Origin of the sequence: Embleya sp. NPDC050493 (assembly GCF_044458105.1) — a bacterium.
GTDB lineage: Bacteria > Actinomycetota > Actinomycetes > Streptomycetales > Streptomycetaceae > Embleya.
The window spans coordinates 250,787-269,132 of record NZ_JBITHP010000011.1 but is presented as its reverse complement, the minus strand read 5'-3'; the positions used below and the strand labels follow the sequence as shown (position 1 = coordinate 269,132).

The window sequence follows — 18,346 nt, the reverse complement described above, 5'->3', positions numbered from 1 at the left end:
GAGTATCGCTGCCCATCAGACAATGACCCACGCCCCGGCGAGCGGCTCGGCCGACGCGTTCCGCGCCGGCGAGCCGGGCGCCGCCGGCACCGACCCGATCTCCCGCCGGCCGTACGTGTGGGACGGACCCGACCTGGAACCGGCCCGCGCCGTGCGCAAACCCGGCGTCGGCCGCGGCCGCGGCCTGCATGGCCAACTCGTCCAGCAGCTCGGCCAGATGATCGTCGCGGGCGAGGTGGGCGCCGAACGCCCGCTGGTGCCCGAGGAGATCGGCCAGCGCTTCGAGGTGTCCCGGACCGTGGTGCGCGAATCGCTCCGGGTCCTGGAGGCCAAGGGCCTGGTCAGCGCCCGGCCCAACGTCGGCACCCGGGTGCGCCCGGTGAGCGACTGGAACCTGCTCGACCCCGACGTGATCGAGTGGCGCGCATGCGGCCCGCAGCGCGACTCGCAGCGCCGTGAACTCTTCGAACTGCGCTGGGGCATCGAGCCGCTCGCCGCGCACATGGCCGCGTGTCGCAACCACCCGGAGATCGTCCGTCGACTCGGCGACGTCGTGGAGATCATGCAGCGGGCCGTCGCCCAGCCCGACCCGCTGACCTTCAGCCGCGCCGACGCGGAGTTCCACGGTCTGCTGCTCCAGGTCGCGGGCAACCGGATGCTCGACCACCTCGCGAGCATCCTGGCCGCCGCACTCCAGGTGTCCGGCGGGCACGTGGCCGGCTGCGAGCACCTCTCCGAGGCGTCGGTGGCGCTGCATGCGCGCCTGGTCGACGCGGTCGCCGCCGGCGACGGCGAGAGCGCCGAGGCCGCCATGCGCTCCCTGCTGGCCGTACACCCCGAAGTGGACCGCCAGTTTCCCGCCCCACGCGAGGGCTGATCCGCAACCGGGGACAGCGCCACGCGGGACGCACGCATCGCCCCTTCGCCGACCCGACGCACGGGTCGACGAGGGGGCGCGCGTATGTCCGAGTCCGTCCGCTTATCCGATGTACGGAGAGTTCGGGCCAAAACTCACGGTGAGGGGGTTCGCGTGCGTACTCTCGATATCTGACTCGCCGGCCCGGAATTGCCAACAGGTGGGGTTGTGAGGCAATGAACGACGACAAGGTCGGATGCGAGCGGCCCGCAGGGATCGACGCGGCGCTGTTGGCAACCTTGACCAGCCAGGGATCGACGGCATTCGCTTTCTACGACCGGCAGTTGCACTGTCGGCGGGTCAGCGGCGCACTCGCCCGGCTGACCGGCCGGGCGGCCGAGGACCTGCTCGGCCGACGTCCCGACGAGGTGCATCCGCCGGCCCGGGCCCGCCGGATCGAGGCGGCCCTCTCCCGCGTGCTGACCCGCGGCGAACCGCACGTGGAGACCCACGCGGGCCACGCCCACGACGGCGGCGACCCGGTCGACCGGGTCGGCGCGGCCTGCCCCGACGGACGCGAACGGGCGTACGAATCCCAGTGGTTGCCGGTGCGCGACCCGGTGGACGAGGCCGGCCCGGTGATCGGCGTCCTGCTGGTGGTGCGCGACATCACCGAGCAGCGGCGCTGTGAGGACCTCCTGCGGTCCAGCCAGTGGCGCACCGCCAGACTCCAGGCGATGACCGCGCGGATCGCCGGCACGCTCAGCGTGCCCGAGGTGGAGGAGGCGGTCGGCGACCTGGGCGCCGGCATCGCCGCCGTGTGCTCGGAGGCCTACCTGTTGGACGAGACCGCGCCGGTGTACCCGTGGCCGAACGTGCCCGCACAGCGCACCGTCGCCCGCCGCCGCGGCCTGCCCGCGCACTGGTCCGCGGAGTTGGTGGCCGCGGTGACCGACGGCATCGCGCGGTACACCTCGAACGACGGCCCGGGCGCGTCCCGGGTGATCCTGCCGCTGGTCGGCTCCGGCGCCCCGTTGGGCGTGCTGCGCTACACCTTCGACGACGGCCGTGTGTTCGACCCGGACGACCGGATCTTCCTGGAGGCGTTCGCGGGCCAGTGTGCGCTGGCCATCGAGCGCTCGCGGCTGTACGAGCGCGAGCACCGCACCGCCGTCGCACTGCAGCGCAGCCTGCTGCCCGAGCGCCTGCCGGCGGTGCGCGGCGTCGAGTTCGGCTTCCGCTACCTGCCCGGCGCACCCGACTTCGAAGTCGGCGGCGACTGGTACGACGTGTTCCAACTGCCGGACGGGCGGGTGGCGATCGTGGTCGGCGACGTGATCGGCAAGGGCCTGACCGCGGCGGCCGGCATGGGCCGGGTCCGCTCGGCCCTGCGCGCGCTCGCCTTCACCGACCCCGAACCGGCCGCCGTACTCACCGGCCTGGACCGGCTGTTCACCGCGACCGAGGACGACGAGTCGCTGACCACACTGGTGTACGCCGTGGTGGATCCCGCGACCGGCCTGCTCGACCTCGCCGACGCCGGCCACCTGCCCGTGGTGCTCGTCTCGGCCGACGGAACGGCCAAACTCGTGGAGATCGGCGAGGAGTCGACGCCCCTGGGAGTCGCGGAACAGCGGACGCAACACACCATCCGACTCGACCCGGGAGACATCCTGATCGGCTTCTCGGACGGCCTCGTGGAGACCCGCGGGCGCGGTCTCGACGAGGGCCTGGCCGACCTCGTGGAGATCGCCCGCGGGACCAACGAGGGCCTGGAGGCGCTGCTCACCGACATCCTGGAAGGGCTGCTCGGGGACCGGGATCGAGACGACGACGTGACCATCCTGGGGGTGCGGATCACCGGTGACGCGTAAGTCGGATCCCTCACACAGGGTGTGGCGCGCGCCGCAAGGGGGAATCGTGTGAGCTGCACCACCGAACGGGTGCGTAACACTTCTTCGCCTGGCCCGATGAGTACGAAGGTGGCAGCCGTTCGGGAATAGCAAAACAGGCCGCTGCGCTGATTCGAGCGCAATCGGTTTGCCGGAACCACGCTGTCCGCCCGAGTGTCGTTCGCTTGGCGGCGCCTGCCTGTGCACCAGGCCGTGACGCCGTCCAGATCGTCGAGAGGTTGTTTGTGTCGGCCAGCACATCCCGTTCGCTCCCGCCCGAGATCGCCGAATTCGTCAACGTGAAGTCGTTGATCGAGCGGGGTGAGGCCCAGGGGTACATCGCCAGCGACGAGGTGCGTCAGGCGTTCGAGGCCGACCAGATTCCGGCCACTCAGTGGAAGAACGTCCTGCGCAGCCTCAACCAGGTCCTCGACCAGGAGGGTGTGACCATCATGGTCAGTGCCGCGGACTCGGCGGCGCCCAAGCGCACCCGGAAGAGTGTGGCCGCCAAGAGCGCTGCCAAGCGGACCGCGACCAAGACCGTCGTCTCCAACCGCGCCGGGAACCCCGGCAACCCCGGCACTGCCGGTACCGTGACGGCACCGGCCGAACCGGCGGCGCCCGACACCGGCGTCGCGCCGGCCGGCGCCGTGGTCGAGAGCGCCGCGGCCGCGCCCACCCCGCCCGCGGCGAGCGCCGCACCGCGCAAGAGCGCCGCGAAGAAGACCGCGGCCGCGGGCGCCGCCAAGAAGGCCGCGCCGAAGAAGGTCGCCGCCAAGAAGACCGCCGGCAAGGCCGGCGAACCCGACGCCGACGCCGAGGAGTTGCCCGACGACCCCGAGGCGGTCGTCGAGGATGCGGTGCCCGACGAGCCGGAGAGCAAGGGCTTCATCCTCTCCGACGACGAGGACGACGCCCCCGCACAGCAGGTCGCCGCCGCGGGCGCCACCGCCGACCCGGTCAAGGACTACCTCAAGCAGATCGGCAAGGTCCCGCTGCTCAACGCCGAGCAGGAGGTCAACCTCGCCAAGCGGATCGAGGCCGGCCTGTTCGCCGAGGACAAGCTCGGCTCCGGCGACAAGCTGCAACCCAAGCTCCGGATGGAGCTGGAGATCATCGCCGAGGACGGCCGCCGGGCGAAGAACCACCTCCTGGAGGCCAACCTGCGCCTGGTGGTCTCGCTGGCCAAGCGCTACACCGGCCGCGGCATGCTCTTCCTGGACCTGATCCAGGAGGGCAACCTGGGTCTGATCCGGGCGGTCGAGAAGTTCGACTACACCAAGGGCTACAAGTTCTCCACGTACGCCACCTGGTGGATTCGTCAGGCGATCACCCGGGCCATGGCCGACCAGGCGCGGACCATCCGCATTCCGGTGCACATGGTCGAGGTGATCAACAAGCTGGCCCGCGTGCAGCGCCAGATGCTCCAGGACCTGGGCCGCGAGCCCACCCCGGAGGAGCTGGCCAAGGAACTGGACATGACCCCGGAGAAGGTCATCGAGGTGCAGAAGTACGGCCGCGAGCCGATCTCCCTGCACACCCCGCTCGGCGAGGACGGCGACAGCGAGTTCGGTGACCTGATCGAGGACTCCGAGGCGGTCGTGCCGGCCGACGCGGTCAGCTTCACCCTGCTCCAGGAACAGCTGCACTCGGTGCTCGACACGCTCTCCGAGCGCGAGGCGGGCGTGGTGTCGATGCGTTTCGGACTCACCGACGGTCAGCCCAAGACGCTCGACGAGATCGGCAAGGTCTACGGGGTCACCCGCGAGCGGATCCGCCAGATCGAGTCGAAGACCATGTCGAAGCTGCGCCACCCGTCCCGCTCCCAGGTGCTGCGCGACTACCTCGACTGAGCGTCGGCGCGGACCCGGCGGGCCGCGGCGCACCGCACGACGCACGACATCGGCCCCGGATACACCATCCGGGGCCTTCGTGTGTGCGTTCGGCGAGGAAATCACCCGTTCGCGCAGAGCGAGGGTTCCGGACGGCCACGCTGGGGCACCGGCCTCTACCTGACGGTAGCCGGCGAGAGGTTCCCCATGATGGTGCGAGCGCCCGAGCGGAACAGACGCAGCAATATCCGGCGGTACAGACGAGGATCGACGGTCGCGCTTGCCGCGGTCGTGACCGCGGGAGTCCTGACGGGCGCCACGCCCTCGGGCCCGCCGCGCGTGGTGGTCGGCGGGACCCCCGCGGACACCGCGACCTATCCGTGGGCGGTGGCCCTGTCCAGCCGGGCCGAGTACGGCTCCGCACGATCGGGACAGTTCTGCGGCGGGACGCTGATCGCACCCACCAAGGTGCTGACCGCCGCGCACTGCATGTACGACGCGTACGGCAGGCGCGACGACCGCCCGGACCTGAAGGTGATCCAGGGCCGGACCGACCTGCGCAGCACGCAGGGCCGGGAGGTGGCGGTCGGCGAGGTGTATGTGAATCCGTCCTTCGATCCGGGTTCGATCTCCGGCGACTGGGCGGTGCTCACCCTGGACGAGCCGCTCGGTACCGGCGTCGCGTCGGTGGTGGAACAGGGCGCGAGCGTCTATGCGAGTGGCACCGCCTCGACCGTGGTCGGGTGGGGTGACACCACGGGTAACGGCGACTACTCCTCGACGCTGCGACAGGTCACCGTGCCACTGGTGTCCGATGCGACCTGCGGGACCGCGTACCCGGGCGGGCCGCTCGGGACGTACGACGCCGCCGCGATGGTGTGCGCCGGTGAGCGGCAGGGTGGCAAGGACGCATGCAGTGCGGACAGCGGCGGACCGCTCCTGGTGGCCGGCCGGGTCGCGGGGATCGTCTCGTGGGGCGACGGATGTGCCCTGCCGGGTAAACCGGGCGTCTACACCCGGGTCGCCGCGTTCGCCCGGGACATCCGGGATGCCGCCGGATTGTGAGGGATATCACGCGCCTTTCGGGCGCCGGCCGCCCCCGTGGGTGAGCATGACAGACGCCGATGGCGGCCACCTCGCGGTGGCCGCCATCGGCGCGATGTCTGCTCGTCGGGATCTCAGAGGGTCGGCTGTCTGGTCAGTTGTCGTCGTCCGGTGCGGTAACGGGGACCGCCGTGAGGCGGTCGGTCTCGTCCTGTATCTCCACGGCCACCTTCCGAAGTTCAGGCTCGAACTTGCGGGCGTGGTGCGCACAGAACAGCAGTTCGCCGCCGCTGGAAAGGACAACCCGAAGGTATGCCTGGGCGCCGCACCGATCACAACGGTCGGCGGCCGTCAACGGACTGGCGGGTGTCAGAACCGAATTCACGTCGCCTCTTCTCTACTCGACGAAGCCTTCATCGATGTCCAACATCAAATCAGCCTCGAACGTTCCCGGGGTGATCGTGTCATGTTCAACAGCTTCTCGGCACACCCCTTCTGCAACTCATTCCTTGTGCATAGGACGTGCCCTGTGCGCGTACGGTTCATGCCGGCCACCCGATCGGGTGGTCGAAGATGTGTTCGGATGCCGGCTAGGATGCGGCGGCGAGCCGTCGCCGGGCTGTCTTCCGGCCCCGGTAGCCTTGCTCTCCGGCGCGACGAGGGTGATCACCGGGCCCGATTTCGTGGGCTCGGACGCCGCCGCCGCGCCGTACGGATCGACGCGTTCGCGGCGATTCGACTACGCGACTACATGCGAGGAGTTGCACCGCGTGACCGCCCAGACGACCGCGCAGTCCACCGCGCTCCTGGCGGGCGAGCCCGACCACTCGAACTACACCGCGCGGCATCTCCTCGTTCTCGAGGGTCTTGACGCGGTCCGCAAGCGGCCCGGCATGTACATCGGCTCCACCGACAGTCGGGGCCTGATGCACTGTCTGTGGGAGATCATCGACAACTCGGTGGACGAGGCCCTCGGGGGCTTCGGCGACCGGATCGAGGTGCTCCTGCACGCTGACGGCTCGGTGGAGGTTCGGGACAACGGTCGCGGTATCCCCGTCGACGTGGAGCCCAAGACCGGCCTGTCCGGTGTCGAGGTCGTCATGACCAAGCTGCACGCAGGCGGCAAGTTCGGCGGCGGATCCTATGCCGCCTCCGGCGGCCTGCACGGCGTCGGCGCCTCCGTGGTCAACGCCCTGTCCGCCCGACTCGACGTCGAGGTGGACCGCGGCGGGCACACCCACGCCATCTCGTTCCGCCGCGGCGTGCCCGGCGAGTTCGCCACGCTCGGTGCGGACGCTCCGTTCAGTGCCGGTAACGGGCTGCGCAAGATCAAGAAGATCTCCAAGGCCAAGTCCGGCACCCGGGTCCGCTACTGGGCGGACCGGCAGATCTTCCTCAAGGACGCCGCGCTCGACCTGGAATCGTTGTACTCGCGGGCCCGGCAGACCGCGTTCCTGGTACCCGGCCTCACGATCGTTGTTCGCGACGAGCGTAATGGTGCGAATCCGGGCGAAGTAGACGAACAGGTCTTTCACTACTCCGGCGGGATCAGCGAGTTCTGCGAGTACCTCGCCCCCGACCGCGCGCTGTGCGACGTCCTGCGCTTCACCGGCTCCGGCACCTTCAAGGAAACCGTGCCCGTGCTCGACGAGCAGGGGCACATGGTGGCCACCGAGGTCCAGCGCGAGCTGGGCGTGGACGTGGCGCTGCGCTGGGGCACGGGATACGACTCGACCCTGCGCTCCTTCGTCAACATCATCGCCACGCCCAAGGGCGGCACCCACGTCGCCGGGTTCGACCAGGCGCTCCGGCGCACGGTCAACGACGTGCTGCGCTCGACCAAGCTGCTGCGCGTGGCCGAGGACGACATCACCAAGGACGACGCGACCGAGGGCCTGACCGCCGTGGTCACCGTGCGGCTGGCCGAGCCGCAGTTCGAGGGGCAGACCAAGGAGGTGCTGGGCACCTCGGCCGCCGCACGGATCGTGCAGAACGTGGTGTCCAAGGAACTCAAGGCGTTCCTGACCTCCACCGGGCGCGATCACAAGGCGCAGTCGCGCGCCGTCCTGGAGAAGGTCGTCTCCGCGGCCCGCACCCGGATCGCCGCGCGTCAGCACAAGGAGGCCCAGCGGCGCAAGACGGCCCTGGAGACCTCGGCGCTGCCGGCCAAGCTGGCCGACTGCCGCAGCGACGACGTCGAACGCAGCGAGCTGTTCATCGTCGAGGGCGACTCGGCGCTGGGCACCGCCAAGCTCGCGCGCAACTCGGAGTTCCAGGCACTGCTGCCGATTCGGGGCAAGATCCTGAACGTGCAGAAGGCGTCCGTCTCGGACATGCTCAAGAACGCCGAATGCGCCGCGATCATCCAGGTGATAGGAGCGGGCTCCGGGCGCACGTTCGACATCGACCAGGCCCGCTACGGCAAGATCATCTTCATGGCGGACGCCGACGTCGACGGCTCGCACATCCGCTGCCTGCTGCTCACCCTCTTCCAGCGCTACATGCGTCCGATGGTCGAGGCCGGCCGGGTCTTCGCCGCGGTCCCGCCGCTGCACCGGATCGAGCTGTCCCGGCCCAAGAAGGGCCAGGACAAGTACGTCTACACGTACTCGGACGCCGAGCTGAAGCGCACGCTGCTGGAGTACCAGCGCAAGGGCATCGGCTGGAAGGAGCCGGTCCAGCGGTACAAGGGCCTGGGTGAGATGGACGCCGACCAGCTCGCGGAGACCACGGTCGATCCCCGGCACCGCACGCTGCGCCGGATCAACCTGGGCGACCTGGAGGCGGCCGAGCGCGTGTTCGACCTGCTGATGGGCAACGAGGTGGCGCCGCGCAAGGAGTTCATCACCAACTCCGCGTCGCTGCTCGACCGCTCGCGGATCGACGCCTGAGCACACCGACCCGCCGGTCGTTCGCCGGGCCCGAAGGGATTCGTCCCTTCGGGCCCGGCTTTTTTCATGATCACCATATCCGGGCCACATGGTCCGCATATCTGGGATAGAAGGACGAATGTCACTCATTGGCGTGTGACCGTCACACATCCCGTATCGGCAGGGCTCGGATCCTCGTTGGCCAGACGATTCCACGACGCATGGCGGAGCCAGGTGTGCGGCCGTGCCGGCGGTTCATCCGTACAGGTGAATCGCGCAGAACCTGGCCGTGCGGCCCGCGCCCGCTGCCCATGCTGAACACCAGTCCCATCGAACGCCTGTCTCGGGGGTTCGGACCGGACGGAACCGCGCGGTTCGGCAATCGACGAGGAGAGCTACGGTGACGACCAGTTCGTACCGACCCACACCCACCCAGGGTGTGCCGTTCGGCGACCCGGAGCCGGATTCGCGCGCGGACATCTACCTACGCGTGCAGGCGAGCCCGGAGTTCCAGGAGATCCGGCGCCGCTATCGCGACTTCGTCTTCCCGATGTCGCTCGCGTTCCTCGCGTGGTACCTGCTCTACGTATTCGCGTCCACCTTCGCGCGCGGCTTCATGGCACACCGGATCCTGGGCGCGTTCAACGTCGCGCTCGCCTTCGGCCTGCTCCAGTTCGCGAGCACGTTCCTGATCACGTGGTCGTACGCCCGCAACGCGCGAGGCAAGCGCGACCGGGCCGCGCTCAACCTGCGGTGGGAGACCCAGGAGATGTTCCGGTGAACCCTGCCAACCTCGCGGCGGCCGGCGGCCACCGCGGTCTGACCGGTCTGCTGTTCGTGGTCTTCGTGCTGATCACCCTCGGCATCACCGTGTGGGCCAGTCGCAACAACCGCACGACCAACGACTTCTACGCCGGCGGACGGGAGTTCTCCGCGTCGCAGAACGGGCTGGCCATCGCCGGCGACTACATGTCCGCGGCGTCCTTCCTGGGCATCGCCGGACTGATCGCGCTCTTCGGCTACGACGGCTTCCTGTACTCGATCGGCTTCCTGGTCGCCTGGCTGGTCGTGCTCATGCTCGTGGCCGAACTCGTGCGCAACTGCGGGCGGTTCACGATGGCCGACGTGGTCGCGTTCCGGATGAGTCGCAAGCCGGTGCGGACGGCGGCGGGAGCCGCGACGATCGTGGTCTCGATCTTCTACCTGATCGCCCAGATGGTCGGCGCGGGCACACTGGTCGCCCTGCTCCTCGGCGACCCGGGCGGTTCCGCGCAGACCTGGACGATCGTCGGCGTGGGCGCGCTGATGGTGGTCTACGTGACCTTCGGCGGGATGAAGGGCACCACCTGGATCCAGATCGTCAAGGCGGTGCTGCTGCTGGGCGGCGCGATCCTGATGACGATCCTGGTCCTGCTGCGCTTCCACTTCGATCTCGACGAGTTGCTGGACACCGCGGCGCACACCAGCGGGCACGGACAGGAGTTCCTCGAACCGGGGCTGAAGTACGGGAAGAACCTGACCAGTCGGCTGGACTTCATCAGCCTGGCGATCGCCCTGGTGCTCGGCACCGCGGGGCTACCGCACATCCTGGTGCGGTTCTACACCGTGCCCACCGCGCGGGCCGCGCGGCACTCGGTGATGTGGGCGATCGCCCTGATCGGCACGTTCTACCTGCTCACCATCGTGCTCGGATTCGGTGCTGCGGCGGTGCTCGGGTCGGACAGGATCCGCAAGTCGAACGCGGCCGGCAACACCGCACTGCCGCTGCTCGCGGAGGAACTCGGCGGCGGTCCGAACACGTTCGGCGGTGTGGTGCTGCTCGCGGTGATCGCGGCGGTGGCGTTCGCGACCATTCTGGCGGTGGTGGCCGGGCTGACCCTGGCCTCCTCGGCGTCCTTCGCACACGATCTGTACACCAACGTGATCCGCAAGGAGGCGACCGACGAGAAGAGCGAACTGCGGGCCGCCCGGCTCTCGGCGATCGTGATCGGCGGGATCGCGATCGGGCTGAGCCTGTCCGCACAGAAGCTCAACGTCGCGTTCCTGGTCGCGCTCGCCTTCGCGGTCGCCGCCTCGGCGAATCTGCCCACGCTGCTGTACACGCTGTTCTGGCGCCGGTTCAACACCAACGGCACGGTCTGGGCGATCTACGGCGGGCTCGGCTCGGCGCTGGTGCTCGTGCTGTTCTCGCCGGTGGTCTCCGGGGGCAAAACGCCGCTGGTGACCGGGATCGACTTCCACTGGTTCCCGTTGGAGAACCCGGGGATCGTGTCGATCCCGATCGGCTTCCTGTGCGGCTGGATCGGCACGCTGCGCTCGGACGAGGAGGCGGACGCCGCCAAGTACGCCGAGATGGAGGTCCGTTCGCTGACCGGGGCGGGCGCCTACTGACGGTGCGACAACAGGCGGGCGCGCATGCTCGTCGGGAGGCCCTCGCCCTTGCCGCAACTCTCCGGCCGGGCGGGGGCCTCCTTGCGGGCGTCCACCGCGACGGTCCAGGTACGGCCGTCGCGGTGGTCGACCCGCACGGTCCAGCCGCCGTCGTCCTCGGCGCGCTCGTCGTAGACCGACAGCACGTCGGCCAGGCGCTCGCCGCAGTCCGCGCGCACCGCGAGTTCGGCGGCCTGCCCGGCCCGGGAGTAGGTGGCCCGGCCCCGGCAGCGGTCCGGCAACATCTCGCCGCGCCGGGCGGCGGCGACCACGGCTCGGGCCGAGGTGGGGTCCAGGCGCCCGTACAGGTAGCCCTGGGGCAGCACGAGGGCGGTCGGTGCGAATCGGTGCCCGCCCAGGTGGGTGACCTCCCAGGTGGCCTCGGGGAAGCTCACGGCGAGTGCGCCGGCCAGCGGCCGGCCCGCGACCGCGCAGCACCGGTCGCGCTTGCCGTTCGTGCAGACCAGCAGGAGCGGTTCGGCCGTCGCCTCGCCCACCGCGGGTTCGATCGGTCCGGCCAGCGCGGCCAGGTCGAGCGCGAGCACGTCGGCGGCGGTGCGTACGCGCAACCGGCGCAGCCACGTGCCGCCGGGCTCGGTCCAGGCCAGGAAGACGGTCCGCGGACCGTCGGGGGCGGCGCCCGCGTCGCCGGCGCGGCGTCCCGGGGCGTCGAAGGCGCGCTCGCTCTCGTTGCCCCCGGGGCCCGCCGCCTCGTCGATGCGGCGGCCGGTCTCGTCCGGCCGGCGGATGAGCGCGGCGCGGAAACCGGCCCGGGCGGCCCGCTCGTCCAACTCCGCGCCCACCCCGTCGTCGAGCCCGCGACTGCCGGTCAGGGCCTTGGCGGCCCACGGCCCGGGGTGCTCGACGAGCAACCAACCGCGCGTGGTCGGAGCGGTGCCGGCCATCGGCTCGGCGAGTTCGTGCGAGAGAAAGACGCAGGTTTCCACGACTGTGCACCGTATAGCTTTACCCGCCGTCCGGCCCGATCGGTGCCGCCCCGAGCGCCCGGATCCGGTGATCCCGGTACGGTTGTTGCACACGGTAACGATGGGAGGCGGCCATGCCCCAGGGACGGACCGACGGGAGCGCGGCGATAGCCGGCTTCACGTTGGACGACGCGGTGGCGCTCGCCAGGGCCGCGCACGACGGTCAGTTGGACAAGGGTGGCCATCCGTACATCACGCACCCGCTGCGGGTGATGCAACAGGTCGAGGGCACCTACACGCAGATGGCGGCGGTGCTGCACGACGTGATCGAAGACACACCGGTGGGTGCGGACGACCTGCGTAAGGCGGGTGTGCCGGAGCGGGTGGTGGCGGCGGTGATCGCGCTGTCCAAGCTGCCCGGCGAACCGCTGGAGGTCAGCATCGCGCGCGCCGCGGCGGACCCGATCGCGCTCGTGGTCAAGCGGGCGGACATCGCGGACAACCGCTCCGAGGCCCGGCTCGGCCAGCTCGACGCCAGGACGCAGGTGCGGTTGCGGAGGAAGTACGCGCGCTCGATCGAGCTCCTGGAGGAGTTCGCGGCACGCTGACGAGTCGATCGCCGCCGGTACGCCCGGTGACGGAACGGGAGAGGCCCCCGCAGCGAGGGACGCTGCGGGGGCCTCGTCGATGGGTCGACTCAGACGGTGCCCGGCGGGCCGCCGACCGCGTCGACGTGCTTGGCCAGCGGCGTGCCGGAGCCGTCGCGGCGCGGGTCCAGGGCGGGCAGCTCGACCGGCCGGCCCTTGGCGTCCGAGGCGCGGGCCGGGGCAGGGCCCGCCCAGGCCAGGCGCAGCGTGCTCTCGCCCTTGAGGAAGCGTTGGCAGCGCACGCCGCCGGTGGCCCGGCCCTTGCGCGGGTACTCGGCGAACGGGGTGACCTTGCAGGTGCCGTGCTCCGAGCCGAACAGGGCGTCGCCGCTGTAGGCGGCGACCGTGACCACCACCGCGTCCGCGCCCGGATCCACCGCGGTGAACGAGAGCACGGACTGCCCGGCACCCAGCTTGATGCCGGCCATGCCGCCCGCCGGGCGACCCTGCGGCCGCACCATCGCGGCCTGGAAGCGCAGCAGCTGGGCGTCGTCGGTGACGAAGACCAGGTCCTCCTCGCCGGTGCGCAACTCGACCGCGCCGACGATGACGTCGCCGTCGCGCAGCGAGATCACCTCCAGGTCGTCCTTGTTCGCCGGATAGTCCGGCACGACCCGCTTGACCACCCCCTGCGCGGTGCCGAGCGCGAGCCCGGGGGAGTCGGCGGCGAGCGTGGTCAGGCACACCAGGCGTTCGTGTGATTCCAACGAGACGAACTCGGACAGCGGCGCGCCGCCGGCCAGGTTCGGCGCGGTCGCGGTCTCCGGCAACGAGGGCAGGTCGACCACGTTGATCCGCAACAGCCGGCCGGTGCTGGTGACCGCGCCGACCTCGCCGCGCACGGTGGCCGCGACCGAGGACACCACCAGGTCGTGGTTGGCTCGGCCCCCCTCGGGCGGCAGCGGGCCGCCGGTCGAGGTGCGCGCGAGCAGACCGGTCGAGGACAGCAGGACCGTGCACGGCGCATCGGTGACCTGGAGCGGGACCGCCGCGGCGGACACGTCGGCCGACTCCAGCAGGACGGTGCGGCGCGGGGTGCCGTACTTCTTGGACACCGCGGCCAGTTCGTCCGAGACCACCTTTCGGAGCAGCTTGTCGTCCTCCAGGATCTTGGTCAGTTCGGCGATCTCGGCGCGCAGCCGCTCCTGCTCGGCCTCCAGTTCGATCCGGTCGAACCGGGTGAGCCGGCGCAGCGGGGTGTCCAGGATGTAGGACGCCTGGATGTCGGACAGTGAGAACGTCTCCATCAGACGTTCCTTGGCCTGCGCCGAGTTGTCGCTGGAGCGGATCAGCTCGATCACCCGGTCGATGTCGATCAGCGCGACGAGCAGACCGTCGACCAGGTGCAGGCGCTCCCGGCGCTTGCGGCGGCGGAACTCGCTGCGTCGGCGGATCACCTCGAAGCGGTGGTCCACGTAGACCTGGAGCAGTTCCTTCAGGCCCAGCGTGAGCGGCTGGCCGTCGACCAGGGCGACGTTGTTGATGCCGAAGGTCTCCTCCATCGGCGTCAGCTTGTAGAGCTGTTGGAGGATCGCCTCGGGGTTGAAGCCGTTCTTGATCTCGATGACCAGGCGCAGTCCGTGCGAGCGGTCGGTGAGGTCCTTCAGGTCCGCGATGCCCTGGACCTTCTTGGACTGCACCAACTCCTTGATCTTGGCGATCACCCGCTCCGGGCCGACGTTGTAGGGCAGTTCGGTGACCACGATGCCCTTGCGGCGCGCGGTGACCGACTCGACCGTCGCGGTCGCGCGGATCTTGAAGGTGCCGCGGCCCTTCTCGTACGCGTCCCGGACGCCGCCGAGGCCGACGATCCGGCCGCCGGTGGGCAGGTCGGGGCCGGGTACGTGGCGCATCAGGTCTTCGAGCGTGGCGGTGGGGTGCCGGATCAGGTGGCGCGCGGCGGCGATCACCTCGACCAGGTTGTGCGGCGGCATGTTGGTCGCCATGCCGACCGCGATCCCGGACGCGCCGTTGACGAGCAGGTTCGGGAACGCGGCGGGCAGGACGCCCGGTTCCTGTTCCTGGCCGTCGTAGTTGGGGCCGAAGTCGACGACGTCCTCGTCGATCGAGTCGACCATCAACATCGCGGCGGAGGACAGTCGGGACTCGGTGTATCGCATCGCGGCGGGCGGGTCGTCGCCGCCGAGGGAGCCGAAGTTCCCGTGGCCGTCGATCAGTGGCAGGCGCATCGAGAACGGCTGCGCCATCCGCACGAGGGTGTCGTAGATGGGGCCGTCACCGTGCGGGTGCAGCTTGCCCATCACCTCGCCCACGACACGGGCGCACTTGACGTACCCCCGGTCGGGACGCAGGCCCATCTCGGCGGCTTGGTACAGGATGCGGCGATGCACGGGCTTGAGCCCGTCGCGGGCGTCCGGTAGTGCCCGCGAGTAGATGACCGAGTAGGCGTACTCCAGGAAGGAGCCCTGCATCTCGTCGACGACATCGATGTCGAGGATGCGTTCCTCGAAGTCGTCCGGTGGCTGCGGACCGGAAGTTTTCGTACTACGGCGGGCCATGCGCGGCGTTGCTCCTTTGCTTCTTCGGGCCGGCGCCGGGCCGTGTCTCCCGTGTCCGCCCGAGGGCGGCGCGGCCGGGGACGGCCCGCACGGCGTGCCCATTGTGACGCGCCGCTGCGACATGTGAGTGCATCGACCCGGGTGACACCGTGCTTGGGGGCCGTGCGAGGAGGGAAGGACAGCCCTTTGGCCCACGGTTGTGCCGCAGTCTCCGGCCGCCGTCCGAGCAGGAAAAAAGAAGGGTTTCGCGATGGACGACAAGCAGATTCGCGAACGCATCACCGACATGGTCGAGCAGGAGCGTGCCCTGCGGGACCAACTTGCGCAAGGCACGATCTCCGGTGACGAGGAGCATCGTCGGCTGTCCGAGGTGGAGGCCGAACTCGACCGGTGTTGGGACCTGCTGAGGCAGCGTCAGGCTTTGCGCGACGCGGGAGGGGACCCGGCGAGCGCGGCCGCGCGCCCGGCGCGCGAGGTCGAGGGCTACCAGCAGTAGGCGCGCTGCGGGCGCGCTTCGCCCACCGCGAACACCCTCGCGAGCGGGAGTCGATCGGGCACCGCGCGTCGTTAGGGTGAGGGTGGCCGCCGTCGCGGCGGTCACCCTCCAGGAGAGGACGGATGGGCTTATGGCAGGACCGGCGACTGCATCGTTGGGGTTCACCGCGACCACGCACACCCTCGGCAACGGGCTCCGCGTGGTGCTCTCGGAGGACCACGTCGACCCCGTGGCCGCCGTCTGCCTCTGGTACGACGTGGGCTCACGGCACGAACGGCCCGGGCGGACCGGGCTCGCGCACCTCTTCGAGCACCTGATGTTCCAGGGCTCGGCCAACGTGCACGGCAACGAGCACTTCGAGTTCGTGCAGTCCGCGGGCGGTTCGCTCAACGGCACCACGAGCTTCGAGCGCACGAACTACTTCGAGACGATGCCCGCGCACCAGCTGGAACTCGCGCTGTGGCTGGAGGCGGACCGGATGGGCGGGCTGCTCCGGGCGCTGACCGAGGAAAGCCTGGAGAACCAGCGCGACGTGGTCAAGAACGAGCGCCGCCAGCGCTACGACAACGTGCCCTACGGCACCGCGTGGGAGCGCCTGGTGGCGATGGCCTACCCCGAGGGCCACCCGTACCACCACATGCCGATCGGCTCGATGGCCGACCTGGACGCCACCTCGCTCGCGGACTGCCAGGCGTTCTTCCGGACCTACTACGCGCCGAACAACGCGGTGCTGGCGATCGTCGGCGACGTGGACCCCGAGCAGACCCTGGCCTGGGTGGAGAAGTACTTCGGCACGATCCCCGCGCACGACGGCAAGCCGGTGCCCGCGGACGGCGCGCTGCCCCCGGTCCTGGGCGCCGAGCTGCGCGAGGTCGTACGCGAGAACGTGCCCTCGCCCGCGCTGATGGCCGCCTACCGGATGCCGGCCGACGGCACCCGGGAGGCGGACGCCGCGGAGATCGCGCTGACCGTCCTGGGCGAGGGGGAGAGTTCGCGGCTGAACACCCGCCTGGTGCGGCACGACGAACTCGCGCTCTACGCGGGGGTCGGCCTGATGCGCCAGGCCGGAACCGCGTCGGTGGGCATGCTGGACGTGAAGGCGTCCGGTTCGGGTGCGGTGGAGGCGATCGACGCGGCGTTGACCGAGGAGTTCGCCAGGTTCGCCGCCGAGGGGCCGACCCCGGCCGAACTCGAGCGTGCGCAGGCCCAGTTGGAGCGCGCCTACCTGGACACGATGGCAACGGTGGGCAGCCGGGCCGACGAACTGTGCCGCTACGCGACGCTGTTCGGGGACGCGAACCTGGCGTTCACCGCGCTGGAGCGGTTGCTGGACATCACCGCCGAGGAGGTGCGGGCGGTCGCCGCCGAACGCCTGGTGCCGGACAACCGCGCGGTGCTGGTGTACGAACCGACGGACGAGCCGACCGACGACGACGCGGACGAGGACGAGGAGCAGGTCGCGTGACCCAGACCGGCGAGATGGTGTTCCACCCGCGCCCCGGCGCGGGCCCGGCCCGTGAGTGGACCTTCCCCGCGCCCGAGCGCTTCGTGCTCGGCAACGGCCTCGCGGTGCTGCGCGTGGACCGGCCCGGTCAGAAGGTGGTGGCCGTCGAGTTGGTGCTCGACTCGCCGCTGGCCGCCGAGCCGGCCGAGTGCGAGGGCGTGGCCACGATCATGGCGCGCGCGTTCACCGAGGGCACCGACAGGATGGGCGCCGAGGAGTTCGCCGCCGAACTCGAGCGCTGCGGCGCGACGATCGACACCGACGCCGATCACCCGGGCGTGCGGGTCGCACTCGACGTGCCGGCCTCGCGTCTGGAACGGGCGCTGGGGCTGCTCGCGGACGCGGTGCGGGCACCGGCCTTCCCCGCGGCCGAGGTGGACCGGCTGGTGCGCCAGCGGCAGGACGAGATCGTGCACGAGTTGGCCAGCCCGCCCCGGCGCGCCGCGCTCGCGCTCAGCGGCACGCTGTTCGACGCCTCGATGCGGCTGTCCCGACCGCGGGCCGGCTCCGCGGAGAGCGTCGCGCGGGTGGACCGCGCGGCCGTGTGGGACTTCTTCACCACGCACGTGCGCCCGCAGACCGCGACCCTGGTCGTGGTGGGCGACTTCGCCGGCGTGGATGTCACCGACGTGCTGGAGCGCACGCTCGGCACCTGGACCGCGGCGACCGCCGAGCCCTCGCAGCCAGCACCCGTGCTCGCCGACGACCACGCCCGCGTACTGATCGTGCACCGACCGGGCAGCGTGCAGACGCAGCTGCTGGTCGGGCGGATCGGACCCGGCCGCGAGGACGCCGCGTGGCCGGCCCTGACGATCGGCACGTACTGCCTGGGCGGCACGCTCACCTCGCGACTGGACCGGGTGCTGCGCGAGGAGAAGGGCTACACCTACGGCGTGCGCGCGGCGAACCAATCGTTGCCGCAGGGCTCGCTGTTGGTGATCCAGGGTTCGGTGGAGACCGACGTCACCGGGCCGGCCGTCGCGGACCTGGTCACCGTGCTGCGCACGCTGGCCGCCGAGGGCCTGGTGGACGGCGAGCGGGACGCGGCGGTGCAGAGCATCGTGGGCGTCGCGCCGCTCAAGTACGTGACGCCGCGCGCGGTGTGCGACTCGCTGGCCGACATGGCCGCCGAGCGGCAGCCGGACGACTACCTGCCGCAGCTCTACCTGCGGCTGGCCGAAGTCGCGACCAAGGACGCCGCCGAGGCGGTGTCCGCGGGGTTCGATCCCGAGCACCTCGTGGTGGTCCTGGTGGGCGACGCGGACAAGATTCGCGAACCGCTCGAAGCACTCGAACTCGGACCGGTCACGGTCGTCGAATAGTCGTGATC

Annotated in this window: 14 protein-coding genes; 11 read left to right on the top strand and 3 right to left on the bottom strand. The window is 70.6% G+C overall.

Annotated elements, in window-relative coordinates; translation table 11 throughout:
- The first annotated feature begins 22 nt into the window (after positions 1-22).
- From ACIBM5_RS22920 to ACIBM5_RS22905, 4 genes are all read left to right on the top strand, one after another.
- On the top strand, positions 23-877 hold the full coding sequence (locus tag ACIBM5_RS22920) for a FadR/GntR family transcriptional regulator (RefSeq protein ID WP_396008525.1): 855 nt from the start codon (positions 23-25) through the stop codon (positions 875-877).
- 215 nt (positions 878-1,092) lie between these two features.
- On the top strand, positions 1,093-2,730 hold the full coding sequence (locus ACIBM5_RS22915; protein WP_396008524.1) for a SpoIIE family protein phosphatase: 1,638 nt from the start codon (positions 1,093-1,095) through the stop codon (positions 2,728-2,730).
- Between the two features lie 257 nt (positions 2,731-2,987).
- Entirely contained in the window at positions 2,988-4,601 is a 1,614-nt protein-coding gene (locus tag ACIBM5_RS22910; protein WP_396008523.1) for an RNA polymerase sigma factor, read from the top strand.
- A gap of 270 nt (positions 4,602-4,871) precedes the next feature.
- On the top strand, positions 4,872-5,645 hold the full coding sequence (locus ACIBM5_RS22905; RefSeq protein ID WP_396008522.1) for a S1 family peptidase: 774 nt from the start codon (positions 4,872-4,874) through the stop codon (positions 5,643-5,645).
- 133 nt (positions 5,646-5,778) lie between these two features.
- Here ACIBM5_RS22905 and ACIBM5_RS22900 read toward each other — a convergent pair whose 3' ends face one another.
- Entirely contained in the window at positions 5,779-6,009 is a 231-nt protein-coding gene (locus ACIBM5_RS22900; protein WP_020555816.1) for a hypothetical protein, read from the bottom strand.
- 385 nt (positions 6,010-6,394) lie between these two features.
- Between ACIBM5_RS22900 and ACIBM5_RS22895 the strand changes: the two genes are divergently transcribed.
- The 3 genes from ACIBM5_RS22895 (at position 6,395) to ACIBM5_RS22885 (ending at position 10,885) form a co-directional block, all read left to right on the top strand.
- On the top strand, positions 6,395-8,515 hold the full coding sequence (locus ACIBM5_RS22895) for a type IIA DNA topoisomerase subunit B (protein WP_396008521.1): 2,121 nt from the start codon (positions 6,395-6,397) through the stop codon (positions 8,513-8,515).
- Positions 8,516-8,894: 379 nt separating this feature from the next.
- A complete protein-coding gene (locus tag ACIBM5_RS22890; RefSeq protein ID WP_391581662.1) occupies positions 8,895-9,275 on the top strand; it encodes a DUF485 domain-containing protein in 381 nt (126 codons plus the stop codon).
- The gene (locus ACIBM5_RS22885; protein ID WP_396008520.1) at positions 9,272-10,885 is read left to right on the top strand and encodes a cation acetate symporter; all 1,614 of its coding nucleotides are present in this window, start codon (positions 9,272-9,274) and stop codon (positions 10,883-10,885) included. Before ACIBM5_RS22890 ends, ACIBM5_RS22885 begins: the two co-directional genes overlap by 4 nt.
- Here the strand turns inward: ACIBM5_RS22885 and ACIBM5_RS22880 are convergent.
- Positions 10,879-11,871, bottom strand: a complete 993-nt coding sequence (locus ACIBM5_RS22880; protein ID WP_396008519.1) for a sucrase ferredoxin — start codon at positions 11,869-11,871, stop codon at positions 10,879-10,881. The genes ACIBM5_RS22885 and ACIBM5_RS22880 overlap by 7 nt on opposite strands.
- A 113-nt stretch (positions 11,872-11,984) precedes the next feature.
- On the opposite strand from ACIBM5_RS22880, the gene ACIBM5_RS22875 reads away from it, so the two are divergent.
- Positions 11,985-12,458: an HD domain-containing protein gene (locus ACIBM5_RS22875; RefSeq protein ID WP_396008518.1), complete on the top strand. Its 474-nt coding sequence runs from the start codon at positions 11,985-11,987 to the stop codon at positions 12,456-12,458.
- Positions 12,459-12,547: 89 nt separating this feature from the next.
- Here ACIBM5_RS22875 and ACIBM5_RS22870 read toward each other — a convergent pair whose 3' ends face one another.
- Positions 12,548-15,016: a DNA topoisomerase (ATP-hydrolyzing) subunit A gene (locus ACIBM5_RS22870; protein WP_396008517.1), complete on the bottom strand. Its 2,469-nt coding sequence runs from the start codon at positions 15,014-15,016 to the stop codon at positions 12,548-12,550.
- Positions 15,017-15,266: 250 nt separating this feature from the next.
- Between ACIBM5_RS22870 and ACIBM5_RS22865 the strand changes: the two genes are divergently transcribed.
- The 3 genes from ACIBM5_RS22865 to ACIBM5_RS22855 all read left to right on the top strand — a co-directional run bounded on the left by ACIBM5_RS22865 (position 15,267) and on the right by ACIBM5_RS22855 (position 18,338).
- Positions 15,267-15,512: a DUF2630 family protein gene (locus ACIBM5_RS22865; protein ID WP_391581667.1), complete on the top strand. Its 246-nt coding sequence runs from the start codon at positions 15,267-15,269 to the stop codon at positions 15,510-15,512.
- A gap of 130 nt (positions 15,513-15,642) precedes the next feature.
- On the top strand, positions 15,643-16,977 hold the full coding sequence (locus ACIBM5_RS22860; protein ID WP_391581668.1) for a M16 family metallopeptidase: 1,335 nt from the start codon (positions 15,643-15,645) through the stop codon (positions 16,975-16,977).
- Positions 16,974-18,338, top strand: coding sequence for a M16 family metallopeptidase (locus ACIBM5_RS22855; protein ID WP_396008516.1), 1,365 nt, complete (start codon positions 16,974-16,976; stop codon positions 18,336-18,338). The genes ACIBM5_RS22860 and ACIBM5_RS22855 overlap by 4 nt, the downstream gene beginning before the upstream one ends.
- Positions 18,339-18,346: the final 8 nt, after the last annotated feature.